Annotated in this window: 18 protein-coding genes; 8 read left to right on the forward strand and 10 right to left on the reverse strand. The window is 53.8% G+C overall.

The window, feature by feature from the left end:
- From xylB to xylF, 4 genes are all read right to left on the reverse strand, one after another.
- The gene (gene xylB / locus OLX08_RS02510; RefSeq protein WP_391482275.1) at window positions 1–1437 is read right to left on the reverse strand and encodes a xylulokinase; all 1437 of its coding nucleotides are present in this window, start codon (window positions 1435–1437) and stop codon (window positions 1–3) included.
- On the reverse strand, window positions 1437–2186 hold the full coding sequence (locus OLX08_RS02515) for an ATP-binding cassette domain-containing protein (protein WP_048597695.1): 750 nt from the start codon (window positions 2184–2186) through the stop codon (window positions 1437–1439). The genes xylB and OLX08_RS02515 overlap by 1 nt, the downstream gene beginning before the upstream one ends.
- Window positions 2186–3478, reverse strand: coding sequence for a sugar ABC transporter permease (locus tag OLX08_RS02520; protein WP_391482277.1), 1293 nt, complete (start codon window positions 3476–3478; stop codon window positions 2186–2188). The genes OLX08_RS02515 and OLX08_RS02520 overlap by 1 nt, the downstream gene beginning before the upstream one ends.
- 139 nt (window positions 3479–3617) lie before the next feature.
- Window positions 3618–4649, reverse strand: coding sequence for a D-xylose ABC transporter substrate-binding protein (gene xylF / locus OLX08_RS02525; RefSeq protein ID WP_048597697.1), 1032 nt, complete (start codon window positions 4647–4649; stop codon window positions 3618–3620).
- Window positions 4650–4922: 273 nt separating this feature from the next.
- Here xylF and OLX08_RS02530 point away from each other — a divergent pair, with 273 nt between their 5' ends.
- Entirely contained in the window at window positions 4923–6110 is a 1188-nt protein-coding gene (locus OLX08_RS02530) for an ROK family transcriptional regulator (protein WP_391482279.1), read from the forward strand.
- Entirely contained in the window at window positions 6107–7624 is a 1518-nt protein-coding gene (locus OLX08_RS02535) for an FG-GAP repeat domain-containing protein (protein ID WP_391482280.1), read from the forward strand. Before OLX08_RS02530 ends, OLX08_RS02535 begins: the two co-directional genes overlap by 4 nt.
- Before the next feature lie 5 nt (window positions 7625–7629).
- On the opposite strand, the gene OLX08_RS02540 is transcribed toward OLX08_RS02535, so the two are convergent.
- Window positions 7630–8970, reverse strand: coding sequence for a cytochrome-c peroxidase (locus OLX08_RS02540; RefSeq protein ID WP_391482282.1), 1341 nt, complete (start codon window positions 8968–8970; stop codon window positions 7630–7632).
- Between the two features lie 563 nt (window positions 8971–9533).
- Between OLX08_RS02540 and OLX08_RS02545 the strand changes: the two genes are divergently transcribed.
- Entirely contained in the window at window positions 9534–9944 is a 411-nt protein-coding gene (locus OLX08_RS02545; RefSeq protein WP_048599153.1) for a hypothetical protein, read from the forward strand.
- A 93-nt stretch (window positions 9945–10037) separates the two neighbouring features.
- Here OLX08_RS02545 and tcuA read toward each other — a convergent pair whose 3' ends face one another.
- On the reverse strand, window positions 10038–11504 hold the full coding sequence (gene tcuA / locus OLX08_RS02550; protein WP_391482284.1) for an FAD-dependent tricarballylate dehydrogenase TcuA: 1467 nt from the start codon (window positions 11502–11504) through the stop codon (window positions 10038–10040).
- Between the two features lie 58 nt (window positions 11505–11562).
- On the opposite strand from tcuA, the gene OLX08_RS02555 reads away from it, so the two are divergent.
- Genes OLX08_RS02555 through OLX08_RS02565 form a run of 3 tightly spaced genes read left to right on the forward strand, consistent with a single transcriptional unit; the run spans window position 11563 to window position 13914 of the window.
- Window positions 11563–12213: a GntR family transcriptional regulator gene (locus OLX08_RS02555; RefSeq protein WP_391482285.1), complete on the forward strand. Its 651-nt coding sequence runs from the start codon at window positions 11563–11565 to the stop codon at window positions 12211–12213.
- Window positions 12210–13241: an AbrB family transcriptional regulator gene (locus tag OLX08_RS02560; RefSeq protein ID WP_391482287.1), complete on the forward strand. Its 1032-nt coding sequence runs from the start codon at window positions 12210–12212 to the stop codon at window positions 13239–13241. Before OLX08_RS02555 ends, OLX08_RS02560 begins: the two co-directional genes overlap by 4 nt.
- Entirely contained in the window at window positions 13231–13914 is a 684-nt protein-coding gene (locus tag OLX08_RS02565; RefSeq protein WP_391482288.1) for a transporter substrate-binding domain-containing protein, read from the forward strand. The genes OLX08_RS02560 and OLX08_RS02565 overlap by 11 nt, the downstream gene beginning before the upstream one ends.
- On the opposite strand, the gene OLX08_RS02570 is transcribed toward OLX08_RS02565, so the two are convergent.
- From OLX08_RS02570 to OLX08_RS02585, 4 genes are all read right to left on the reverse strand, one after another.
- Window positions 13911–14879, reverse strand: a complete 969-nt coding sequence (locus OLX08_RS02570) for a D-2-hydroxyacid dehydrogenase family protein (protein ID WP_391482290.1) — start codon at window positions 14877–14879, stop codon at window positions 13911–13913. The genes OLX08_RS02565 and OLX08_RS02570 overlap by 4 nt on opposite strands.
- Window positions 14879–16000 carry a 4-oxalomesaconate tautomerase gene (locus tag OLX08_RS02575; RefSeq protein ID WP_391482292.1) on the reverse strand — a complete coding sequence of 374 codons (1122 nt, stop codon included), beginning with the start codon at window positions 15998–16000 and terminating at the stop codon, window positions 14879–14881. The genes OLX08_RS02570 and OLX08_RS02575 overlap by 1 nt, the downstream gene beginning before the upstream one ends.
- Window positions 15997–18024 (reverse strand): tripartite tricarboxylate transporter permease, encoded by a 2028-nt coding sequence (locus OLX08_RS02580; RefSeq protein ID WP_391482294.1) that lies wholly within the window; start codon window positions 18022–18024, stop codon window positions 15997–15999. The genes OLX08_RS02575 and OLX08_RS02580 overlap by 4 nt, the downstream gene beginning before the upstream one ends.
- Window positions 18025–18098: 74 nt before the next feature.
- Window positions 18099–19205 carry a tricarboxylate transporter gene (locus OLX08_RS02585; protein ID WP_391482296.1) on the reverse strand — a complete coding sequence of 369 codons (1107 nt, stop codon included), beginning with the start codon at window positions 19203–19205 and terminating at the stop codon, window positions 18099–18101.
- Window positions 19206–19340: 135 nt separating this feature from the next.
- Here OLX08_RS02585 and OLX08_RS02590 point away from each other — a divergent pair, with 135 nt between their 5' ends.
- Together OLX08_RS02590 and OLX08_RS02595 are read left to right on the forward strand one after the other, a co-directional pair.
- The gene (locus OLX08_RS02590; protein ID WP_391482297.1) at window positions 19341–20015 is read left to right on the forward strand and encodes a response regulator transcription factor; all 675 of its coding nucleotides are present in this window, start codon (window positions 19341–19343) and stop codon (window positions 20013–20015) included.
- On the forward strand, window positions 20012–21379 hold the full coding sequence (locus tag OLX08_RS02595) for a sensor histidine kinase (protein ID WP_391482299.1): 1368 nt from the start codon (window positions 20012–20014) through the stop codon (window positions 21377–21379). The genes OLX08_RS02590 and OLX08_RS02595 overlap by 4 nt, the downstream gene beginning before the upstream one ends.
- Window positions 21380–22133 lie beyond the last annotated feature (754 nt).

A 22133-nucleotide genomic window follows, 5' to 3' on the forward strand; every position in this document is an offset into this window, starting at 1 on the left:
TTAAAGCTCCTTGAGAACGCGGTAAGCTGCGCGGTAGCGCGCGTGGCCGTCTGCAAATGCAGCGGCATGTGTTGGATTTGGATCGATGGTTTTGGCAATGTTCGGCATGGTCGCGATTTCAACGCCTGCACCGGTTGCGGCCATCATGCCAAGGCGGGCCGCGCCTAAAGCAGCCCCAAAATCACCCGATGCCGGCACGTTGAGCGAAATCCCCAAGGTGCTTGCAATGACCTCAAGCCAATAGTGCGATTTTGCGCCACCGCCCGTGGCTAGAGCCGCATCGATCTGGGTACCCGTTGAGCGCAGCGCCGCAAGGTTATCCGCAAACGCATATGCCACCCCTTCGAGCACCGCACGCGCGGCCGCCTTGGCATCAGTTGCGTGATCAAGGTGCAAAAACTGGCCGCGCATATCAGCATTATTGTGGGGCGTCCGCTCACCCCCCAAATAGGGTAAAAACAGCGTTCGTGACGGGGCCTGAACAGCCCCAAGATCGCTTGTAAGTTCTGCCGCAGACTGCCCTGTCAGGCGGCTCAGCCAGTTCAACGCATCCGTGGCGGCCAAAATCACACCCATCTGATGCCAAGTATCAGGAACAGCATGGCAAAACGTGTGAACAGCACTTGCAGCGTCGGGTTGGTAGGCATCAGAGGCGGCAAAAAGCACCCCAGACGTCCCTAAGGACAAGAACGCATCGCCCTTACGGACCACTCCTGCCCCGATTGCACTTGCGGCGTTGTCACCACCGCCCCCCGCCACGACCACATTTGCGGGAAGGCCCCATGCTTGGGCCAGTGATGGACGCACAACTGCGGAAACCTCTGCGCCCTCAACCAGACGCGGCATCTGCGCGCGCGTCAAACCTGTGGCAGCAAGCAGATCATCGGACCAATCCCGCTTAGCGACATCCAGCCAGCTTGTGCCCGCCGCATCGGACATCTCGGCCACGTGCTCGCCGGTCAAAACCAAACGCAGGTAATCTTTAGGCAGCAAAACCTTTGCGATGCGCTCAAATACCTGCGGCTCGTTCTGACGTACCCACGCGACTTTGGGCGCTGTGAAACCGGCAAAGACAATATTACCCGTCATATCACGAAACTGCGGCTGCCCATCAAAAGCAGCGGCTTGATCGGCGGCTCGGGTGTCATTCCAGAGCATGCACGGCCGCAGCACGTTGTCCGCACTGTCGATCAGTGTCGCACCGTGCATATGCCCTGCAAGCCCGATCCCGCGCACCGCAGATAAATCTGCCTTGGCCCCCAAAGCACCCATGGCCGTGTGCACCGCATCTTCCCATTGTTGGGGGTCTTGTTCGGACCAGCCATCATGGGGGCGCGTCACAATCATTGGGACGGAATGCTCGGCCAGAACCTGTTGAGTGTCATCAACCAAGATTGCCTTCAGAGACGACGTCCCCAGGTCCAGACCGATATACATTACGCCGCTTCCTTGGGGTTTTTCCCCAAGATGATCATCGACAGAATGTCGTCTTCTGTCACATCCTCAACGCGCTCAGTACCCACCATCTGACCGTTTTTCATTACCGAAACACGATCACACAGCTCCATCATTTCGCGGGTATCGTGACTGATCAAAAAGATGCCAAGCCCTTGCTTTTTCAACTCACCAATCAATTCGGCGACCATGGCCGTTTCGTGCACGCCAAGGGCGGCAGTGGGCTCATCCATAATCAGGATTTTGGCGTTAAAATAGACAGCGCGCGCAATGGCAACAGACTGACGTTGTCCGCCCGACAATGCGGAAACAGGCTCTTTGAGCTTTTTGAAGTTCGGATTGAGACGCGCCATAATCTTGCGGGTCTCGGCCTCCATTCTGCTGTCATCCACAAAGCCCATGGGAGTAGTCAGCTCACGGCCCAGAAACAAGTTGCTCGCCGCATCAAGATTGTCTGCCAAAGCAAGCGTTTGGTAAATTGTCTCAATGTTATAATCACGGCTGTCGCGGGGCGAGTTGATGGTGGCTTTGTTGCCCTCAATCCAGATCTCGCCACTGTCCATTTTATAGGCACCGGACAACATCTTGATGAGCGTCGATTTCCCCGCCCCGTTGTGCCCCAACAAGCCCACAACCTCACCAGCGTGCAAATCAATGCTGACGTTATCTACAGCCCGCACACCGCCAAACGCGATGGAGACGTTTTTCATTTGAACCAGAGGTGCGCTCATCATTTTGCTCCTGTGCGTTTACGGTACTGGATATCGATCCAGACAGCCAAGACGAGGACGGCCCCGACTACAATGTTTTGGTAGGGTGCATCTACACCGACCATGGCCATGCCCGATTGTAGTGATTGCATGATCAACGCACCGATGATGGCGCCGTAGATTGTGCCAACGCCCCCCGCCAAAGCGGTCCCGCCGATTACGGCCGCAGCAATCACCCGCAGCTCATCAAGCACACCGATATCGTTTGTGTGGTATCCCAACCGCGCCGACGCCACGACGCCAGCAAGGGCGCAGAGCACGCCCACCATGGCAAAGATTTTAACAGTCAAGAGGCGCGTATTGATGCCGGACAGTTCCGCCGCATCAGGATTGCCACCAGTTGCAAAAATATAGCGTCCAAGACGTGTGCGCCGCGCGATCACGGTCATCACGATTGCCACCGCAATCAGCAACAACACCGAATAAGGGATACCATAAGACGCTACGCAGCCTTCGGCTGTTTCACACCCGTAAAGCGACGGATTGCGTGCGATCACCCGTGACGGGACTGTGTAAGCGTTCAAGATGGCAACAAAGCCCATGATCGCCGTTCCAACGACACCCATCACAAGCGCTTCGGCCCAAACAGGCTTTACAGGAAAACCGTGGCTGATCTTGGTGCGCCGCGCCGAAAACAGCGCATAGAGAGCCGCCACCAAAGCAACGCCGCCCACGATCCAACTCAGGGTCGCGCCCAGTGTGCCGTTAATGCCGCCGAACAAAATATATGTTTTATCAAGCGGGCCGATCGTTGCCCCATCTGTCAGATACCAGCCAACGTTGCGCCAAATCAACAAACCACCAAGGGTGACGATGAACGCGGGAATTCCTTGATAGCCAATCAACCAGCCCTGCCCCGCACCAATGACCGCGCCTGTGACAAGGCCGATCGCGATGGAAATCCACGGGATCATCGGGTGGCCCAACTCAAGGCCAAGCATGTTTGGCAGCCATGATGTTTGGGTCATCGCCATCACCGCCGTGCAGGTCGCCAAGAGCGCGCCAACAGACAGATCAATGTGACGCGTAACAATTACAAAAACCATGCCCGTGGCCATAATGGCTACAGACACTGTTTGAATGGTCAGGTTGAACAGGTTGCGCGGCGTCAAGAAACGGCCATCCGTCAGCAAGTTGAATACAATGCACACAAGCAGGAACGCGCCAATCATGCCGAGCAATCTGGTGTCGACCTCCAGCGATTGCAGCAACGACCGGCGTTGCGGTGTGGCGGGTTTCGAGGCGTCAGACATGAGGGTCTCCATCTGGTAGCAGGCAACAAAACGACCAATGCTCCACTCAGTTAAGGGGTCGCACAATCATTTCGAGAAAAGAGGGGAATTTATCAGCTGGGATGCTCTGGCCAGCGGCGCCAGCCAGAGCAAGATTGCTTTAGTTACAGGGTGCTGGGCCGTTCACAACACCTTGGCAAAGGCTCTCAACACTGATCCAGCCAGCGTCGGTGACTGTTGTCAGGTTAGCAGCTGTTACTGGCACTGGTGCGAGGAAAAGTGACATCATGTCGGTGCCCGCAGGTGACGTCCATGAGCCTGATCCGACAACTGATGCCATTGGTGCACCTGATGCCATCGCAACGGCAACTTGACCAGCTGTGAAACCAAGATCACGCGCGTCTTTCCAGACAGACACAGTCTGTGTACCCAGTGCGACACGGTTCAACGCAGCGTGATCACCGTCTTGACCAGATACTGCCAAACCTTCCATGCCTTGCGCGGTCAACGCCGCAACAACACCGCCGGCTGTGCCGTCGTTTGATGCAACAACCGCATCAACATTGTTGTCGTTCGCTGTCAGGATTTGCTCCATGTTGCGCTGTGCGTTCGCTGGCAACCAACCGTCTGTGTAGGCTTCGTCCACGATTGTGATCGCACCACTGTCGATTGACGCTTGCAGCACTTCCTGCTGACCGCCGCGCAAGAAATCAGCGTTCGGGTCAGTGGGTGAGCCTTTGATCATGACGTAGTTGCCAGATGGCTGTGCCGCCAAAACAGCGCGCGCCTGCATCCGGCCAACTTCAACGTTGTCAAATGTGAGGTAGAACGCACGTGGGTCTTCGATCAGGCGGTCATATGCTACGACTGGCACGCCTTCTGCGTCTGCTGCATCAACTGCTGGGCCAATAGCGGCCGCGTCTTGTGCAAGAATGATCAGCGCATCAACGCCTTGGGCCAGCAGGCTTTCAACGTCTGACAGCTGCTTTGCGGATGAGGACTGTGCGTCTGCGGATACATATGTTGCACCAGCCGCTTCCAAAGCTGCTTTGATAGCCGCTTCATCAGTCTTCCAGCGCTCCTCTTGGAAGTTCGACCAGCTCACGCCAACAGTAACGCTGTGGCCTTCTGCGAATGCTGCTGTTCCAAAACCAGCAGCTGCAATCGCTGCCCCGATAATCATCTTTTTCATGTTGTTCCTCCCAGAACCGTTTACCGTCACATGGGCACTCAAGCTTTGTGACTCGCTGGTTAAGGTGCCACTATTAATTTCAGTTTGCAAAATAAAAAATCGCCCTTTTCGAAGATTTTTTACAAATTTGCTTCCCAGAAAGAGATTTACACACTAGGAATCATGTCAGAAGCGCACAATTGGCGATATTAAGTTTGACTGATGAATTATAATTTAAATCAAATAATTCCAACGGGATGCGGCCCGTTGTTAACACCAATTAAGGGCGGGGATATGCCCTTGCGGCAGCAAATTTTCGAATATGTCCGCTCACATGGAAGTGCTGCGCGCGCCGAAATTACCCAAGCACTCGACATCAGTGCAGGCTCTGTGACCACGTTGACTGCTGATTTGATCGCAGAAGGGGTCTTGCAGGAAATCGAAGACACCCGTCGCGCAACAAGCCGAGGTCGCCCCCGCGTCGCACTTCGTATTGTACCACAAGCAGCGTATGTTATCGGCATCAAGTTGGCGTTCAATAAGCACTCAGCTATCCTTGCGGACTTCACGGGCAATATCGTGGCAACCGCTAACGTCCCAAGCGATGTAAAGCGGCGCAGCACCGCGACCCTATTCCAAGAAATCGACACCCTAATCGCGCTTGTCCTAAGCGACGCCGACAAACCCATGTCAGAGGTAAAGGCAGTGGGCCTCGGCCTTCCTGGCATCATTGATCACGACCAAGCAACCGTCACATGGTCATCCCTTTTGACCGATGGGGACCAAGATCTTCCCACGGAGTTCAAGCACCGCTACGGCGTGCCGCTCTTTATCGATAACGACACCAATATGCTGGCCTTGGCAGAGCAATGGTTTGGTGAGGGGCGCGACAAGACAGACTTTGCCGTTGTGACAATTGAGAACGGGGTGGGCATGGGACTTGTCTCTGACGGGCAGCTTTACCGCGGCTCGAACGGGATGGGGCTTGAGTTGGGTCACACCAAAGTCCAAATGGACGGCGCATTGTGCAGATGCGGCCAGCGTGGCTGCCTTGAGGCGTATCTGGGCGCATATGCGCTAACCCGCGAGGCTATTACAGCCCTTGATATTGCCGATGCCACCGCTTTGAAAAACGATGATATTCTTGAGACACTGCTCAACAAAGCAAAAGCAGGTGACATGGCGGCCTTGGCCATTTTCAAACGCGCGGGACGATACCTGTCAGTTGGTCTTGCCAATGTGATCCAGCTGTTCGACCCGCCCCTGATCATTGTCGCCGGCGACCGGATGCAGCACGAATACCCCTACGCAGAGGCTATTTTTAAAGACGCCCAAGACATGACGCTGTCGACGCGCAGCAAGCCCTGCCAAATTCATATTCGTGCGTGGGATGATCGGGTCTGGGCGCGCGGGGCGACCGCGTTGGCGCTTTCGTTCCTGACCGAGACAATGATCAGCGGTCACACCGGCGCCACAGCGTGAGCAGCCAGCCCCGCACCACCGCCAGTTACGGCACTTTAGTTGCAGCAGCTTTGTTGACACCCCTGTCCAGCGCCGCAGATCCCCTTTTCGAGGACGTATCTGAAAACCTACCGCCACATATTTACAGCGGTGACTGGAACCATTTCGTTGGTGGCGGTATTGCCGTTCTGGATTGCAACAATGATAGTTTCGCCGATATTTTTGCCGCCGGTGGTGAGACGCCTGCCTTGCTACTGCGCAACGACGGCGCGATGCGGTTTAGCCCGCAAACTATACCACAGATCACTGGAACCACGGGCGCCTACCCAATTGACATCAACGGTGACGGACACTTGGACCTCTTTGTGCTGCGCGTCGGTCCCAACATGATCCTGAAAGGTGACGGACAGTGCGGGTTTGTCGAGGCCAGCGCGGCATTCAACCTGCCAACCGATGACAGCTGGTCAACGGCCTTCACTGCGTGGTGGGAGGATGAATTGCCCACAATGGCCATTGGAAATTACGTGGACCGATCAGACCCCAACGGCCCATTTGAAGCCTGTGACGACAACCAAATTCTGATACCGCGCGATGGGTCATATGTGGCCTCGCCCCTAACGCCCGGGTATTGCCCACTCTCTATTTTGGCCGCTCAAGATGCCCGCGGTCGCCACACGCTGCGACTGTCTAATGACAGGCATTATTATGTGCGCGGCGGCTTTGAGCAGATGTGGGACACCACGGAGAAGCGCTTTTTGGGACCCGAAGATGGATGGCAAAACGTGTCCCTTTGGGGGATGGGCATTGCAAGCCGTGACCTGAACGGTGACGGGCGCGACGAAGTTATGTTGACCTCCATGGGGGATCAGCTTCTTCAAATTGCCCAGTCAGATGGTACTTATAAAGCGGCGGACTACGCCATTGGCACCTATGCACAGCGCCCCCATGTTGGGGATGACGGACGGCCCTCAACCGGTTGGCATGCGGAGTTTGCAGATGTGGATAACGACGGGCAAGCGGATCTATTCATTGCTAAGGGCAACGTGGATCAAATGCCGGGCATGGCGACGCGTGACCCCAATAACTTGCTCATGCAATTGAATGACGGCAAATTTGAAGAGCGCGCCCACATCGCAGGTGTCGCAACGACCGAACGCTCACGCGGCGCGGCGCTGGTTGATTTTGACAACGATGGTCGACTTGATTTGATCGTTGCAAACAGACGCGCGCCGCTTGAACTTTACCGCAATGTCACGTCAGGCACGGGCAATTGGATTAACATCACCGTACGTCAGTCCGGTGGTAACGTGGATGCCATCGGCGCGCTCATCTCTGTTGATACGGGCACCTCAAAACAGCTGCAGCAACACACCATTGGTGGCGGGCATGCAGGCGGTCAACTTGTGGGGCGTCACTTTGGACTGGCCGAGGCCCAGCAGATAGACGTCAGGGTAACGTGGCCCGATCAAAGCCAGTCAACGCATTCTTTCAGCGCAAACCAGCGGGTGGTCATTTCGAAACCGACAAAGCCCTAAACGCGCTACCGCGCCTCTTGACGAGGCACGTCCAAACCACTGGGCACCGCATCCGGAATACCCAATCTGCCGGTCACACTGATTGGGTCCGTCAATGTGTTCAGGAACGTCACAATTGCCGTTATCTCCGCGTCACTTAATGAAACAGGTGCCGCCTTCACAGCGGCGGAAATTGCGGCAACTTGCTCGGGATCATCAAGAACCGCGAAATCTGGCGCGTCATAGCTTGGCAGGACAACCTGCGTTCGATCAAACCGTGCAAGAGCCCCTGCAGGGTCCGCGTGATCGGCGACGAACGCAGCCAAATCACGGTGTGCACCGGCGTGTCCGTAAGGGGCCGTCAACGCAACATTGCGCAACGAGGGCGTGCGAAACGCATAGCGGTCCGCCTCTTTGCCCGTTACCCGAAATCGCCCATCGTCGCGGTGGTGCGTTTCAAATGTGGCCGATTTCCCAGGTCCGATTTGAGGCGCCGCCATCGCGTGAAAGCCCTGATCCGTCAGCAAAGGCCCTGAGTGACACTGCGCGCAATTAGCCTTGCCATAGAACAAATCAGCACCTGTCGCAGCTAAACCTTTAAATTCTGCCTGCCCGCGCAAGACTGCGTCAAATGGCGCGGTATCCGAACGCCACTCAAATTCCATGAACGCGGCAACTGCATCCGAAATTTTTGTGAACCCAATGTCTTCCGGTCCGGTGACATCTGGATATACCGCTTCGAATTTTTGCACATAGGCTGGAATGTCACGGACCCGCTCGGCCAATACATCCCACGCGCCGCCCTGCCCTGTGATGCGCCCCTGACGGACAAGCTGTGCTACCTCATTTTCGCGAAACGAGCCCGCCATTTCATCGCGGCTTAGAACCGGAAACATCGTCTGTGCTGACAAAATGGACGCGAACCCGTCGGCCATGTCGCCGCCCATCGGTGTGCGTATGCCATTTGGTTGCGCCGGATCAAACTCAAGGCGGCCATCATGGAACAGCCGGACAACCTCGCGCGCACCAAGGTTAAACAACGCCGGAGAATTTCGCGGTATCCTCTCCTCTGGGATGTTAGAAGGGTCGAACCGTCGTGTCGGGCCAAGACCAACACCGCCATCCCCGAACGACAAAGTAAGCCCGTCGGACGTGCCGAAATCAGGATGATGACAGGTTGCGCAAGCGATTGTTTTGTTGCCCGATAGGATCGGATCATAAAAGAGCAACTGTCCCAACTCGGCCTCGGCTTGGTTAACCGCGAAAAACGAGGCGTCATCAAGCGGCTGAGGCAAATTGGGAACGGACTGCGCAGCAGCGATGCTAGCTAAGACTGTTGTCACCCCTGTTAATGTAGCGAGTCTCATTATCATCCTCCCACCTGACGCATCTAAGATTATGCAGAATGCTCTGGCCTCGGCAATTCGAGTTCGTGTTGTTTGGTGAAAAATTTAACCTCTGAACATATAGACGCATGACATCTGTCAGTGAGTGCCCTCCAAGGCGGGTAGAATTCCACATTTGGACCGTTCGCAAAGGCAATAGTCGCGGATTGAATGCATTTTCAGCACAAAAACATTTATTTCTCGCGCGAATAGTCGCCCAGCCGTGGCGTTGCTCTGCCTGCACCCACCCAAATTATTACAAAACCCTCCGCCGCGCTGAAACATATCGCGGCGGTGTAACATTTCTTGTGAGCGACGTTTCTATAGGAATAACACCCGCAGGGCCTACGCACACAATGGGAAATCACGCTGGCGTGATGTTCGTTTCCGCACAGATCACCTGCTCGTGACAAGCCTATCATAACCCAAAAACAACCCTCATATACAACTCATCCGAGACAGGCACTAACGCCTCACTCGACACTCACAGGGCAATATAGCCCAAACAAACCAACGCCTTAGACAAGGCACCGAAAGGAAACATTATGAAACTCGCAACTGTATTCACAGCTATCGCAATCGCCGCTTCCGCAACTGCAGCATCTGCTGACCAACTCGCTAAATCCGCAGGCGTTAGCGCCGGTGTTTACGCAGACACAACATTGGTTAACATCATTAACGCTCGCCAAGACCAAGACGTAGCACAGCTGAACTTCTTCTTGGGCCAAACTCTCGACAGCGCCCGTGTCTCAAGCCGCGGCACATCTGTTGATTTCGCATCGCTGATCGAAAACGCAGAGCAGGACAATGACACAGCACAGGTTGCCTCGCTGAAATCACTGGAAAACGGTGATAACGCGCAGGGCGGCGTGGACTACGCTTTCTTGATCGATCTGGCTGAGCAAGACAACGACACAGCGCGCGTCGCATCACTGAAGTCACTCGCGAACTTCTAAGTCTCGCGCAACCCATAGGATACCTCCCTGTCCCAAAGAAGGGCGTCTCGCGAAAGCGGGGCGCTCTTTTTTGGGGTCTGCATCAGAAATCAACTAGGCAGCAGCACCGTATCCCGCACGACGTCCAAAGACCGCGCCTGATGTAAGGCCAGAACCACCCGGGTAGCCTGCATAAAACACTCCGCCTACGATTTCACCACAGGCAAATAGCCCCGGTATTTTACGTCCCTCAACTGACAAAACACTTCCGTCCGGATCAACTTTTAGGCCCCCATACGTAAAAGTAATCCCACCGGTCACTGGATAGGCATAAAACGGACCAGTATCGAGCGTTTGAGCCCAGTTTGATTTAGGCGGGCTCACACCGACAGCGGCTTTTCCATCCAAAATTGTCGGGTCAAAAAGCGTATCTGCATCGACGGCGGCGTTATATTCGCTCAGCGTGGCACGCGCCGCATCACCGTCTACACCGCTCATTTGATCGATCAAATCATCCAATGTGTGCGCTGTAACAAAATGAGCATCATGAAAGCGATACTCTGCGTAAAGCAGATCGTATACTTTGCTATCAAACACCTGCCATGCAAATTGACCCGGCTGCTTCAAGATGGCCGCGCCGTATTGCGCATACGTATAATTGCGGAAATTCGCCCCCTCATCAACGAAACGTTGGCCATCTGCGTTTAGCATCACACCCAGAAAATACGAGATTTTGCGGTAATTTTTACGCTCTCCCGGCGGAATGTCGAGATTCCCAAAATCGGCCATATGCAAATCCATTGGCGTGGCGTGGCAGCCCGAATACGGCCCATATTCTGCAGCACCAGCCTCAAGCGCCATGACAAGCCCATCGCCTGTGTTATGCGGTGTCCCGCGCACTTTGGCAGCCGCCCAATCCGGTCCCATGTGTTTCACTCGCAACGCATCATTTGCCTCAAAGCCACCAGATGCCAAAATCACAGCGTCGGCATATAGCTCTTCGCCGCCGATTTTTACACCAACCACGCGTTCATTTTGTATGATTAATCCAGTTACGGCACTGTTGTAGCGGACAGTTCCACCAAGCCGCGTCACTGCGGCAAACTCCATATCAAAAAGACCTACGCCTTCGTTTTCAGCAGCCAACGTAAGCCCACCCCAAAATACGTGACGGCCGTCTTTTTCAAAACTTTGGCGACTGTAGATCGGTTCGAATTTCACATCATGAGACGCCAGCCAACGCATTGTATCACCTGAATTGTGTACCAGCGCGTATTGTTCGTCAGACAAAGGGCGCCCGTCGTTAAAGCCCAGCAAATCATTGGCAAATTGCTCTGTGTCATAGCGTCCGAAATCTGCGTTTTGGACTCTTTGATCGTTGGGGTCCTTAAGCAGCGGCATCAAATCATCTGCACCGTTATAGGCAAAGCGCATCGCTCCTGCGGTATATTTGGTGTTGCCGCCGGCCAGCGCCTCGTCGGCTTTTTCTAACAGCGTAACTTTTGCGCCCGATTCAAGTGCTGCAATTGCAGCACATAGAGCCGCGTTTCCAGTTCCAACTACGATGATTGATTTTGCCACTGGCGCTTCTCCCTAACATCTATATTGTATCCACTTGGATACAATACGGACATCTAGAATGACTAATACGGATTGGCAAGACATGTCACAGGGCGAAATTGCCTATCGTCGACTCTATGACGCGATCCGAAGCGGGCAGTTTCGACCGGGAGACCGGCTACGCGAAATCGATGTGTCCCAGCAACTTGAGCTGTCCCGCACCCCCGTTCGAGAAGCACTGCGCAAGCTTGAGAATGACGGAATTGTTGAGCATCGCCCACGGATTGGCGCGGTGATAAGAACGCTGTCCTCGCCAGAGATTGTTGAGCTCTATGAAATGCGATTGGTACTTGAGCGTACCGCCGCAGAAATGGCTGCAAAACACGCAAGCGCGGCAGAAATTGACCTGCTGAGTGATATCAACGACCAAATTGAAAAAGTGGGGTCGGATACACAACGTGCCGCTGCACTTAATCAAGATTTCCATCGCAGCATCTATCTTGCCACAAGAAATCGGTTCTTGTTGGAAGCAGCACGCGCACTCAATAATGCACTCATGCTACTTGGACCAACGACGCTTGATGATGAATCACGCATACAGACGGTGCATGCGCAACACGCAGAAATCATCGACGCAATCAGGTCTTCGGATCAAGCAGCGGCAGGCAAAGCCGCTGACGAACATTTGCAAACATCGCTTCGGCACAGACTGAAGGGGCTACAAAAGTGAGCCCGCGCCTATACGCATTTTTGATCGCGGGTGCGGGAGTGGCCGGTTTTAAATTGCTTGATCTCCCCCTGCCTTGGCTCTTGGGCCCAATCTTTGCCTGTCTCGGCGCAGCACTTGCAGGCGTGCCGATGCGTGACACAAAGTGGGTCAGTGACACCATGCGTACAATTTTGGGCGTGGCTGTCGGTGCCACATTTACCACAACGCTTTTGGTCTCGATGACGGGAATGTGGCCGACCTTGTTGATGATCCCCGTTATGACCGGATGCATCGGCATTGTCGGTCTGTTTTACTTTCAACGGTTTTGGGGGCTTGATTTCGCGACAAGCTACTACTCGTCCATGCCAGGCGGCCTTCAGGATATGCTGGTTTTTGGTGAAGAAGCGGGCGGTAATATCCGTACACTGTCCCTTATTCACGCCACCCGCGTTATGATCATCGTGGTGTCTCTGCCATTCTTGCTCAGCTGGGTTTGGGACGCAGACTTGAGTAACCCACCGGGCGCGCCCGCGTCTTCAATCGCGGCAGAACAACTGTTGCTCATGATATTTTGCGGGCTTGTTGGATGGTATCTGGCAAAACGTGTCCGAATGTTTGGCGCAACTATTTTGGGGCCCTTGTTGCTTGCTGCCGCGATGTCGCTGCTTGGCGTGTTACAACACCGTCCACCAGCCGAGGCTATTTGGGCCGCACAGTTCTTCATCGGAATGGGCGTAGGCTGTAAATATGCAGGCGTTACAATGGGTGAGGTGCGCAGAGACGTCACAGCGGGCATCGGCTTTTGTGTCATTCTACTGGTACTGACCGTCATTTTCGCCGAGGCCATTCACCTTGCCGATCTGGCGCCTCCAATGGAGACCATTTTGGCTTTTGCACCGGGCGGGCAAGCCGAGCTAACGGTGCTTGCCTTGATTGTCGGGGCGGATATGGCATTTGTGATCTCACACCACGTTTTGCGTATTTTTGTAGTTATCTTGGGCGCGCCGCTATTTGGCCGATTATTTGAAAAGATGAATAATGCAAAATGAGGGTGCGAAACTGCTTGCCCCCACAGGGGTGTTGCGCGCCGCGATCAACACCGGTAACCGCGCCCTTGTCAGAGGAGACGGGGCGCATTTCAAAGGGATCAGCCCTGCCCTTGCAACACGGTTGGCCCAAGAACTCGGCGTGCCGTTACAGCATGTTGTGTACGAGGGCGCTGGCAAAGTTTTCGCAGATGCGGGACGGGATAAGTGGGATGTCGCGTTCCTAGCAATTGATGAGGCGCGCGCGCAGCAGATTACCTTTACAAGACCCTACAAAGTTATCGAAGCAACCTATGCGGTGCGCACAGCCTCAAGTTTCACACACTGTTCCGATCTGGACCACGAAGGTCGACGTGTGCTGACAGCCAAAGGCTCGGCCTATGATCTTTTTTTGACCAAAAATCTCAGATTGGCCCAACTCATCCGGTCAGGCACGCCCATGCAAAGCTTTGAGGAATTTGGTTCGGGCAGTTACGATGCAGTGGCTGGGGTGCGTGCCTCGCTTGAGGCAGCATTTGCGGACAAGCCGGACATCCGAGTTTTACCTGACGCCCTGACATCAGTCAGGCAAGCAATGGCCCTGCCAAATCCGGCGGACCCGCGTATTTCCGCATTAGACGCTTTTGTTGAGCGTGCCATGACGGACGGCTTTGTCAAAAGACAAAGCACGCCCTAAGGAAAGACTTCGGGATTGATCATATTGATCGGCTGTCCCGCGGCGAAGGCGTTAATTTGGTCAAAAATATCGCTGAACTGTAAATCAAATTCATCCTCTGTCACAAAACCGATGTGCGGGGTCGCAACCACGTTAGGGTGCGTGAGCAGAATATTGGTTTGGTCCGTGAGCGGTTCTTGGTCGAAAACATCAACAGCCGCGTGCAACTGGCCCTGCGCCACAACCGCCTCAAGCGCGCCCGTTTGCACAAGGCCCGAACGCGATGTGTTCACAAATAATGCGCGCGGTTTCATGGCCGCTAAATCCGCTTTGGTGATCAGCCCTTTGGTTTCTGACTTTAGTCGGACATGCACACTTACAATGTCAGATGTGGCGAAAAATGCCTCACGCGTGGCGGGGACAGTCTCGCCTGCTTCTTTTGCACGCATCCGTCCGTCCTCGGACCCCCACCATTGCACCTTCATGCCCAATGCTTTGGCATAATCTGACACGGCGCCCGCAATGCGTCCGTTGCCGTATAGCCCCAGAACCCGCCCCCGAAGCGTGCGCCCGACACCGGCCTGCCAGTTGCCCGCTTTGATCGAACTGGTCTGTTGCGGTATTTGTCGAAAGCTCGCCAAGATAAGAGCCAACGTGTGCTCAGCTGCTGCATAGGAAGGCGCGTCTGAATGCATGTTCGAACACAGCAACACGTTGTGGAGCGTACACGCATCAACGTCGACGTGCGGATAGACACTACGCTGTGAAATCAATTTCAGGTTTGGCATTCCCGCAAGAAGTTGCGCACCCACTTTCGTGCGCTCGCGAAACAAGACCAGCGCTTCGGCCTCCTGCATTCGAGCGGCAAGTTTAACCGGATCAGGCTCATGGTCTGACCAAACAGTGACATCGTGATCATCTAGCTTAGAAAAGCACGGCAAGTTCCGTAACGTGTCGAACCAATCATCAAGAATGTGAACTTTCATCACCCCTCCATATCCGCGTGACCGTTGTTTACGTGACCCGCCCAAATTCGCGAAGGGATAAAGACCTCTCCTGCGGCGATTTTGCGTGCGGTACGCACAAGACCTGCGGATTTGATTTCGAAACCTGCGGCCGTATCGGCATAATCAACGGCCACTTCAATACTGCCCGATGCGTGTTCCAACACAATGTTTGCAGGTATTTCATTTGGCTTGACGGCCATTCCGTCAGCTACTGTGCCCGGGGTCAACACACATGATGCCAAGCATTGTGCCCCGGTTACTGCCATCGAGGGATGAGTGTTCCAAGGCATAAAGTATCGTGCAGAAATTGTCCCGCCTGCCCTTGCAGGTGCCAGTATGCCAAATTTTGGCGTAACGGATTGAGAGACATCCCCCATTCCCATCAACACGCCTGCTTTTTGCCTAATCGTTTCCATGCATTGGAAAAATTCACGGTTCTCGTCTAATTCATTAACGCTTTCGTACCCAGTCAGGCCAAAGCTCTGCGCAGAGGCAATCACCATGGGCATCGCCACGTCCATGCAGGTGACTGTGACGCCGTCGATTTCATCGGTCAGCTTTCCAGTTGGCAAAAATGCACCCGTCACACCGCCTACAGTTTCCATGAATTGTAGAGCTATGGGCGCGCATGTTCCGGGAACACCGTCAATGGCTGCCCTGCCCTCGTAACTGACAACACGGTTGGGTGTCTGTACGACCGATGAAACGCGCGCTTCTGTGTTTACCGCACGAATGTTTACTGTGGTTTCGCCGTCAATAGGCTCAAACAACCCCATCTCGATTGCTGCAGGGCCAACACCTGTCAAAATATTGCCGCATGTGGGTTTGAAATCAACAAGCCTATCTTTCACGCTGACTTGGGCAAAGAAGTAGTCGACATCGGCCCAATCGTCGTCCGATTTAGACAGCATCGCTACTTTGGTCGTGACTGCAGCACCGCCCCCAAGCCCATCAATGTTGAGCGAATGGCCCGAGCCCACAATTGCGATTAACACATCGGCTAACGTCTCAAGATCAGCCGGAAGATCAGCGCGGTTCAAATATGGCCCGCGAGATGTGCCGCCGCGCATAAGTAGATAGGGAATGGGTGTTTGTGTCATGTCAGCGGCCATGGAAGTGTTGCGTATTCTTGCAAAAGCCCCGGAGGAAAGTCGCGATTTAGCGTCCAAGCCATCGCGCAAATGAATGCGGTGCCGATGACAGTATATGCGGCTGAAAACAGGGCACCTTTGCGCGCTCTGATCATCATGAAGCTGAACAAAAAGATGCCTAAGGCGAGGATAAATCCAAGAAGTGACGTCAGGATGAGCAGTGCGGCAAACCAACCGAGTGTGGACCAAAGCCCGTGCGTCGCGCCCGCATCTTCGCCACTCAGCTCACGGTCTGCAAAGATGGTATCGGTCTCGGCAACCCAGATCATACGAACAATCAATATGGCGCAGCCAATCAAACAGACACTGGCGACAAAAATTGGGAACGTTCTGTCACGACTGTAACTGGGGATCGAGCTCGCATCAAAAAGGGCGTACCCAATGAAGGCCGTAACCATCAGCATGAAGATCATCGGCGCACGCTTAGAGCCGGACTTGCTGTCTCCCTCGGCCATGATGTGCTTGGCTTGACGCAAGCCTAAGACCACCGAAATGATTGTGATAACCAACAAAACGATCACAATTGGTGAAAAGATGTAATCCAGCCCTTCACCGAAGCCTTTGCGAAAGCGGGACTGAGCGATTTGGATGGCTTGGTTGGCATAGGTTTCAGCGGGGTTAGACAGCACGAAACCAATCAAAAACGCCGGGCGAGACCAATCAAAGCGGCGCATCAAAATGCCAAGGAAGCCAATCGTGAACAGTGCGACCAAATCCATGAGGTTTTGACCCGACTGAAACGCCGCAAAGCTGATTATCATAAAGAGAAACGGGGCAAGAAGAACAAACCTGATGGTGGTCAACTTGGCGATCCCGCCAGATGCTGCGATGCAAACGATTGTGCCAACGACGTTTGCGAGGGCGAGCAACCATACAATCGCGTAAGTGATATCGAGATTATTCTTGAGCATCGCAGGGCCAACTTCGATCTGGCCAGAGCCAAGCAGCGCAATAGCCCCGATAAAAATTGCCATAGAGCCGGATCCGGGAATCCCGAACAACAACGTCGGCACCAAACCACCGCCCTCTTTGGCGTTGTTTGAGCTTTCTGGCCCAATCACGCCGCGCACTTCTCCATTTCCGAAGTTGGATTTTTCCTTTGTTGTCTGAACCGCGTGACCATAGGCGATCCAATCCACAACAGAGCCCCCTAGCCCAGGAATAACACCCACAACAACACCAATGATGGAGCACCTCACCGACAGCCAAATATTGGCAAACCAATCTCGAATGCCGTCGATCCAGCCCCCGCCAATCTGTGGTTCACTGCTAATAGCGCGGTCTTGTCGAAGCAGCGCAATAATCTCAGGAATGGCAAAAATGCCCAAGCCCACAATGACCAGTTTCAATCCGTCAGTAAGATACGGAAAATCGTACGACGACATCCGCAAATCACCAGAAGACGCACCTTCACCAATGGTACCGATCAACATCCCAAGACCAGCGGCGACAACACCCTTAATCGCAACACGGCCTGCCAAAATACCAACCATCGACAGCCCGAATATTGTGATCATCAACAGTTCCGGCGTGCGGAACTCCAATACAATCGGACGGGCGATCAAGATAAAGACCGTCAGAAAACTCGCCCCGACCAGCCCGCCAAAAAGTGAGGATGTGAACGCAGCCGATAGCGCATGGGCGGCCTTGCCTTTGCGCGCCATAGGAAAGCCATCAAGCACCGTGGCTTGAGATGCGGAGGAGCCGGGAATGCCCATCAACACAGAGGCAAAGGTGTCTGATGTGGGGACAACAGCAACCATCCCAATCATCAACGCCAAGCCCAAAATTGGGTCCATACCGAACATGAAAGGCAGAAGAAGCGACAGCCCCGCAATACCGCCAAGCCCGGGGAAAACCCCAATGCAAAGGCCCATCAGAACCCCTAACACGAGGTACCCCAAGACGACCGGTTGTAAAATGAGTGCCCAAGCGTCGCCGAATGCGGGCAGCGCTTCCAATATTACGTTCAAGAGAAAGCTCCCCCAAAATTTCCTTGTGCAAACGCCCCGCCCACCACGGCAAGCGGGACGTTCAAGAAGGAAATTTAGTTAAGTGAAACGCCGTACTTTTCTTGCAGCCAGTTCACGATAAAGGCTTTTGCATCCGCACTCACCATGGTCGCGCTTGCTTTTGCTGTTGCAGCTGCCTCACCAGTCATTTGTGGATACTTGCCCAAGCGCTTGCTTGAAATCTCGGCGAAATCGGCGCGTGCCTTCACAGCTTCAAATGCTGCTGTGTATGTTGCCATCGCGTCTGCTGATGCACCTTGGGGAAGGAAAACCATCTTTTGAGCGGGGAAACCGGCAATAAAGAACGCTTTCCACGCATCCCACTTTTCACCTGATGTTTCGCATCCATCGGTCGCGTCACACACTTCTTTGAAAGTAGGAATTTCAGGGAATGTGGGGTCCCGCACAATGTTGCCGGCGTCATCAAGAGCGCCCCAAGTCATCATGGGCACTGCAGTACCCGCTTCAACAAGCGGTGTAACACCAGACAAATATGATGAGGACGTTTGATAATCGATGTTCGCTTCACCGCGCTCAAACATCAAACGACCGTCACCGCGGCCTTTGATACCCATTACGCTTTCGACATTAAGTCCCAGCATTTCCCAAGCAAGCGTCGGCACAAGGTCAAGACGTGTCGCGCCTTGGTTACCATAAATAAAGTCGGTGCCTTGCAGACCAGCCGCGTTCAAACCATCCATTTTCGACGCAAGCTCTGGCGGCAGATAAGCCACACCGCCGGTACCTGAAGCCAATACAACGTTCCAGTCGGCGTAGTTATATTTCACGCGTGGATCGCCCAACAAGAACGGGAACTGTGTGGACCCTGAGGAACCGAAAATCAGTGTGCCGTCTTCGTAACGCTGCTCTTGGAAAAAGTTCGCCCCTTTCGTGGAGCCAGCACCAGGCATGAATTTCACAACGACTGTTGGCTCGCCCGGAAGGGCCTCTGACAAAAGTGGTGCGTAGAAGTTAGCCCATTTGGCAGAGCCACCCGTTTCAGAGAATGGAATGATCCACTCAACAGTTTTGCCCTCAAGATTGATACCATGACCACCCGCGTTCGCTTGCAATCCAAAAGTAGCAGCTGCAGCAGCCACAAGCCCCGCAGCTACGCGACGCGTAGTTTTCAAATTAAACATAAAATCCTCCCAGATTTTTTCCGCACAAACAGAGCGGTTGAAATAGAATCACTGAGGAGCCTCCACCCCCCGATTGATGTTTCATGTTTGATCTGCGAACCTTTCATGAAACTTTCATACTTAAGAGAAATTTGAATGCGTATCACACTGGTTGAGGACAACATTAGTCTTGCGAAGGGCATCACCTACCGTCTTGAAGACGCAGGCCACGCTGTGGATACGGTCCATAATGGGGACGAAGCCCAAGACTACCTCAAGGCTGACGGCGCGGATTTAGTTATTCTGGATATCAATTTACCCGGTACAGATGGCCTCGATTTATTAAGCGAAATGAGGCGACGCGCTGATGCACGGCCAGTTATTTTGTTGACCGCACGCGCTGACACGCAAGACCGCGTGCGTGGTCTTGATGCAGGCGCGGATGATTATTTGATCAAGCCATTTGAGATGGCCGAACTCGAAGCCCGCGTTCGGGCCCTACTGCGCAGGCGTGCAATCCCACAACAGCAGCTAAAAGCGGTTGGCGCGCTGCACTATGATCCTAACGCACGGCAACTATTCGACGGGGAAACGGAATTAGGTTTACCGCGCCGCGAAATGTCCGTCTTTGAGTGCCTATTAGGGGCAGACGGGCGGTTGGTGTCCAAAAGTGCTGTTCTGGATCATGTTTACGGTGTTGGTTCGGACATCGAAGAGAAAGTAGTCGAAGTCTACATTTCACGTCTAAGGTCCCGACTTAAACCATACGGGATCCTCATAAAGGCGCGCCGTGGCTTGGGCTATGAAATGATCGAGCAAGACGCCCCATGATACCACGTTCGCTGCGCGCGCGGCTGATCTTGATAATTTTGCCACCGCTTTTGGTGATCTCGTGCATTGCGGGTGCGTGGCAGTTTCATAACACAACACTGCGCGCAGAAAGTATCTTCGATAAAGGGCTGCTGTCTGCTGCGATCGCCATTTCACGAGATGTTGCCCTGTCAGACGGTGACGCAATTAGCCCGTCAACCCGGCGGCTGCTAACCGACACTTCGGGTGGCACAATCTTTTACCACGTTTTCGCCCCAGATGGCGTGTTCGTAACGGGCTACTCTACCCCCCCCATATTGCCCAGCTTTACGGGTCAAGGCACGACGGAGCCGTTTTATTTTAACAGTGTTTATCAGGGCGAAAACGTCCGCGTTCTACGCTTTCAGGACGTGACTTTGGTCAGCGGCGTGGCGGGTGTTTTCAACATCACCGTGTGGCAAAATGCCAGTGTTCGCAGCAGCTTTGTGCGAAGTGTTTTGTCCAAGTCCTTTGCAGTTATAGCGGGGCTGGTATTTAGTGTTGGTATTGTTGTCTGGTTCGGCGTGCGCCTTGGGTTAAGCCCGCTGCTTGAGCTTGAACGGGCCATTGCTTTGCGCACCGCGAGCGAGCTTGAACCCATCCGCCGCCCTGTTCCAACAGAAGCCCAAGGGTTGGTCAACACGTTAAACGGGCTGCTAAATCGGGTGTCGCGGCGGATAAGCTCCAAAGACGAATTCATTTCAAATGCCGCCCATCAGTTGCGCAACCCCGTTGCGGGGGTCCTCGCGCTCGCCGAAGCAGTGCAAACAGCGCCAAATGCACAAATGGCGAAAAAGCGAAGCGCCGAGCTTTTGGATGCGGCCCGAGAAGCAAGTGAGCTGACCAACAAGCTGCTCTCATTTGAGCGCGCAAGCGGTACAGACATTGCCCAGTCAGGTGCCAAAGTTGACCTGCGCCAATTGCTCAAAAATGCTGTTTTGGCCTTTCAAAACCAACATTCAGAATGCCCGTTAGCTTTTGATCTGAACGTGCCGCGGAACATCGTTTTGATCAAAGCCGATGAGACTATGCTTCAAGAAGCAATATTGAACTTGTTTTCAAACTCACTCATCCACGGTGGCCCTAAAGTCTCAAATGTTAGTGTACGCATGTCCGTAGCGGGCCAAATGGCCACAGTCATAATTTCTGATAATGGCGTGGGCATTCCACCTGATCGACACCTCCAGGCGCTAAGCCGATTTTCCCAAGCAGGTGGCGGTCCGGGCAGCGGTCTGGGTCTCGCCATTGCTGCTCGAGTGCTCAAAAATCATCAAGGTGAATTAGATATTCAGGACACAGCTGACGGCGCATCAATTCGATTGAGCCTTCCAATCACCCAACCTTAATACATGTGGGAGTGTGGTCTGGCCTAAGGCATTCTGCCTCTAGCAAACCCGCCACCAAGTCCACTCGCACACATTTACGCGCGTGCCACAGGCTATTTTTCAGAGCAAGTATTGACCAGAAGCCCATTACCAGAGCGGATAATTAAGGGGGGAAAAAATTAACAATCAATCAACTTATTGATAATAAAGTCATTTTTGGATTAGGCGGTGCCCAAAACGAGCTCGAACCGCAGACATACTGATTACAAACATACCTTCGCCCCCAAATACACACTTATGTAAACTTGTTGGTGCGCCGTGCCGTAATGTTGTGGTGAGGAGCAGGACATGCGGAAGCTGCGCGAAGATACACATCTGATATTGGACGGCGAGGTGCGGGTGTATCGCGTGAGGGCGATATAGGCACGTCACACCTCACAATTGGCACAGGGGCCTAATCTCCCAAAAGCACACCGCCGCGCGTGTGCGGGCGCGCGTTACACAGGCTGTTATTGAGAGCAAGTATCGACCAGAAGCCCAATACGTAAGGTGGATAATTGGGTGGATAAAAATATCCACTAATCCATCAAACTAATGATAATAAAAGTATTTTAAGGGTTAAGTGGTGCCCCCATACGGACTCGAACCGCGTACCTACTGATTACAAATCAAGCGAAATTATCGAATTATTCATGTATCCAGCACGCTCAACGCCCCATCTACGCGCGCGGGGGAAAAGCTCTAAGTAATTTTTAGGGGACACAATAGGGGACAA

Source organism: Nereida ignava (genome assembly GCF_047114695.1).
Classification (GTDB): Bacteria; Pseudomonadota; Alphaproteobacteria; order Rhodobacterales; family Rhodobacteraceae; genus Nereida; species Nereida ignava.

What these genes read in the sequence shown, in the direction of transcription:
- xylF (WP_048597697.1), bottom strand. Translation starts at nt 4,649, where the DNA reads ATGAAAAAGATGATTATCGGGGCAGCGATTGCAGCTGCTGGTTTTGGA.
- OLX08_RS02570 (WP_391482290.1), bottom strand. Translation starts at nt 14,879, where the DNA reads ATGAAAGTTCACATTCTTGATGATTGGTTCGACACGTTACGGAACTTG.
- OLX08_RS02545 (WP_048599153.1), top strand. Translation starts at nt 9,534, where the DNA reads ATGAAACTCGCAACTGTATTCACAGCTATCGCAATCGCCGCTTCCGCA.
- OLX08_RS02530 (WP_391482279.1), top strand. Translation starts at nt 4,923, where the DNA reads ATGCCCTTGCGGCAGCAAATTTTCGAATATGTCCGCTCACATGGAAGT.
- OLX08_RS02515 (WP_048597695.1), bottom strand. Translation starts at nt 2,186, where the DNA reads ATGAGCGCACCTCTGGTTCAAATGAAAAACGTCTCCATCGCGTTTGGC.
- OLX08_RS02520 (WP_391482277.1), bottom strand. Translation starts at nt 3,478, where the DNA reads ATGTCTGACGCCTCGAAACCCGCCACACCGCAACGCCGGTCGTTGCTG.
- OLX08_RS02575 (WP_391482292.1), bottom strand. Translation starts at nt 16,000, where the DNA reads ATGACACAAACACCCATTCCCTATCTACTTATGCGCGGCGGCACATCT.
- xylB (WP_391482275.1), bottom strand. Translation starts at nt 1,437, where the DNA reads ATGTATATCGGTCTGGACCTGGGGACGTCGTCTCTGAAGGCAATCTTG.
- OLX08_RS02585 (WP_391482296.1), bottom strand. Translation starts at nt 19,205, where the DNA reads ATGTTTAATTTGAAAACTACGCGTCGCGTAGCTGCGGGGCTTGTGGCT.
- OLX08_RS02555 (WP_391482285.1), top strand. Translation starts at nt 11,563, where the DNA reads ATGACTAATACGGATTGGCAAGACATGTCACAGGGCGAAATTGCCTAT.
- OLX08_RS02565 (WP_391482288.1), top strand. Translation starts at nt 13,231, where the DNA reads ATGCAAAATGAGGGTGCGAAACTGCTTGCCCCCACAGGGGTGTTGCGC.
- OLX08_RS02595 (WP_391482299.1), top strand. Translation starts at nt 20,012, where the DNA reads ATGATACCACGTTCGCTGCGCGCGCGGCTGATCTTGATAATTTTGCCA.
- OLX08_RS02540 (WP_391482282.1), bottom strand. Translation starts at nt 8,970, where the DNA reads ATGAGACTCGCTACATTAACAGGGGTGACAACAGTCTTAGCTAGCATC.
- OLX08_RS02590 (WP_391482297.1), top strand. Translation starts at nt 19,341, where the DNA reads ATGCGTATCACACTGGTTGAGGACAACATTAGTCTTGCGAAGGGCATC.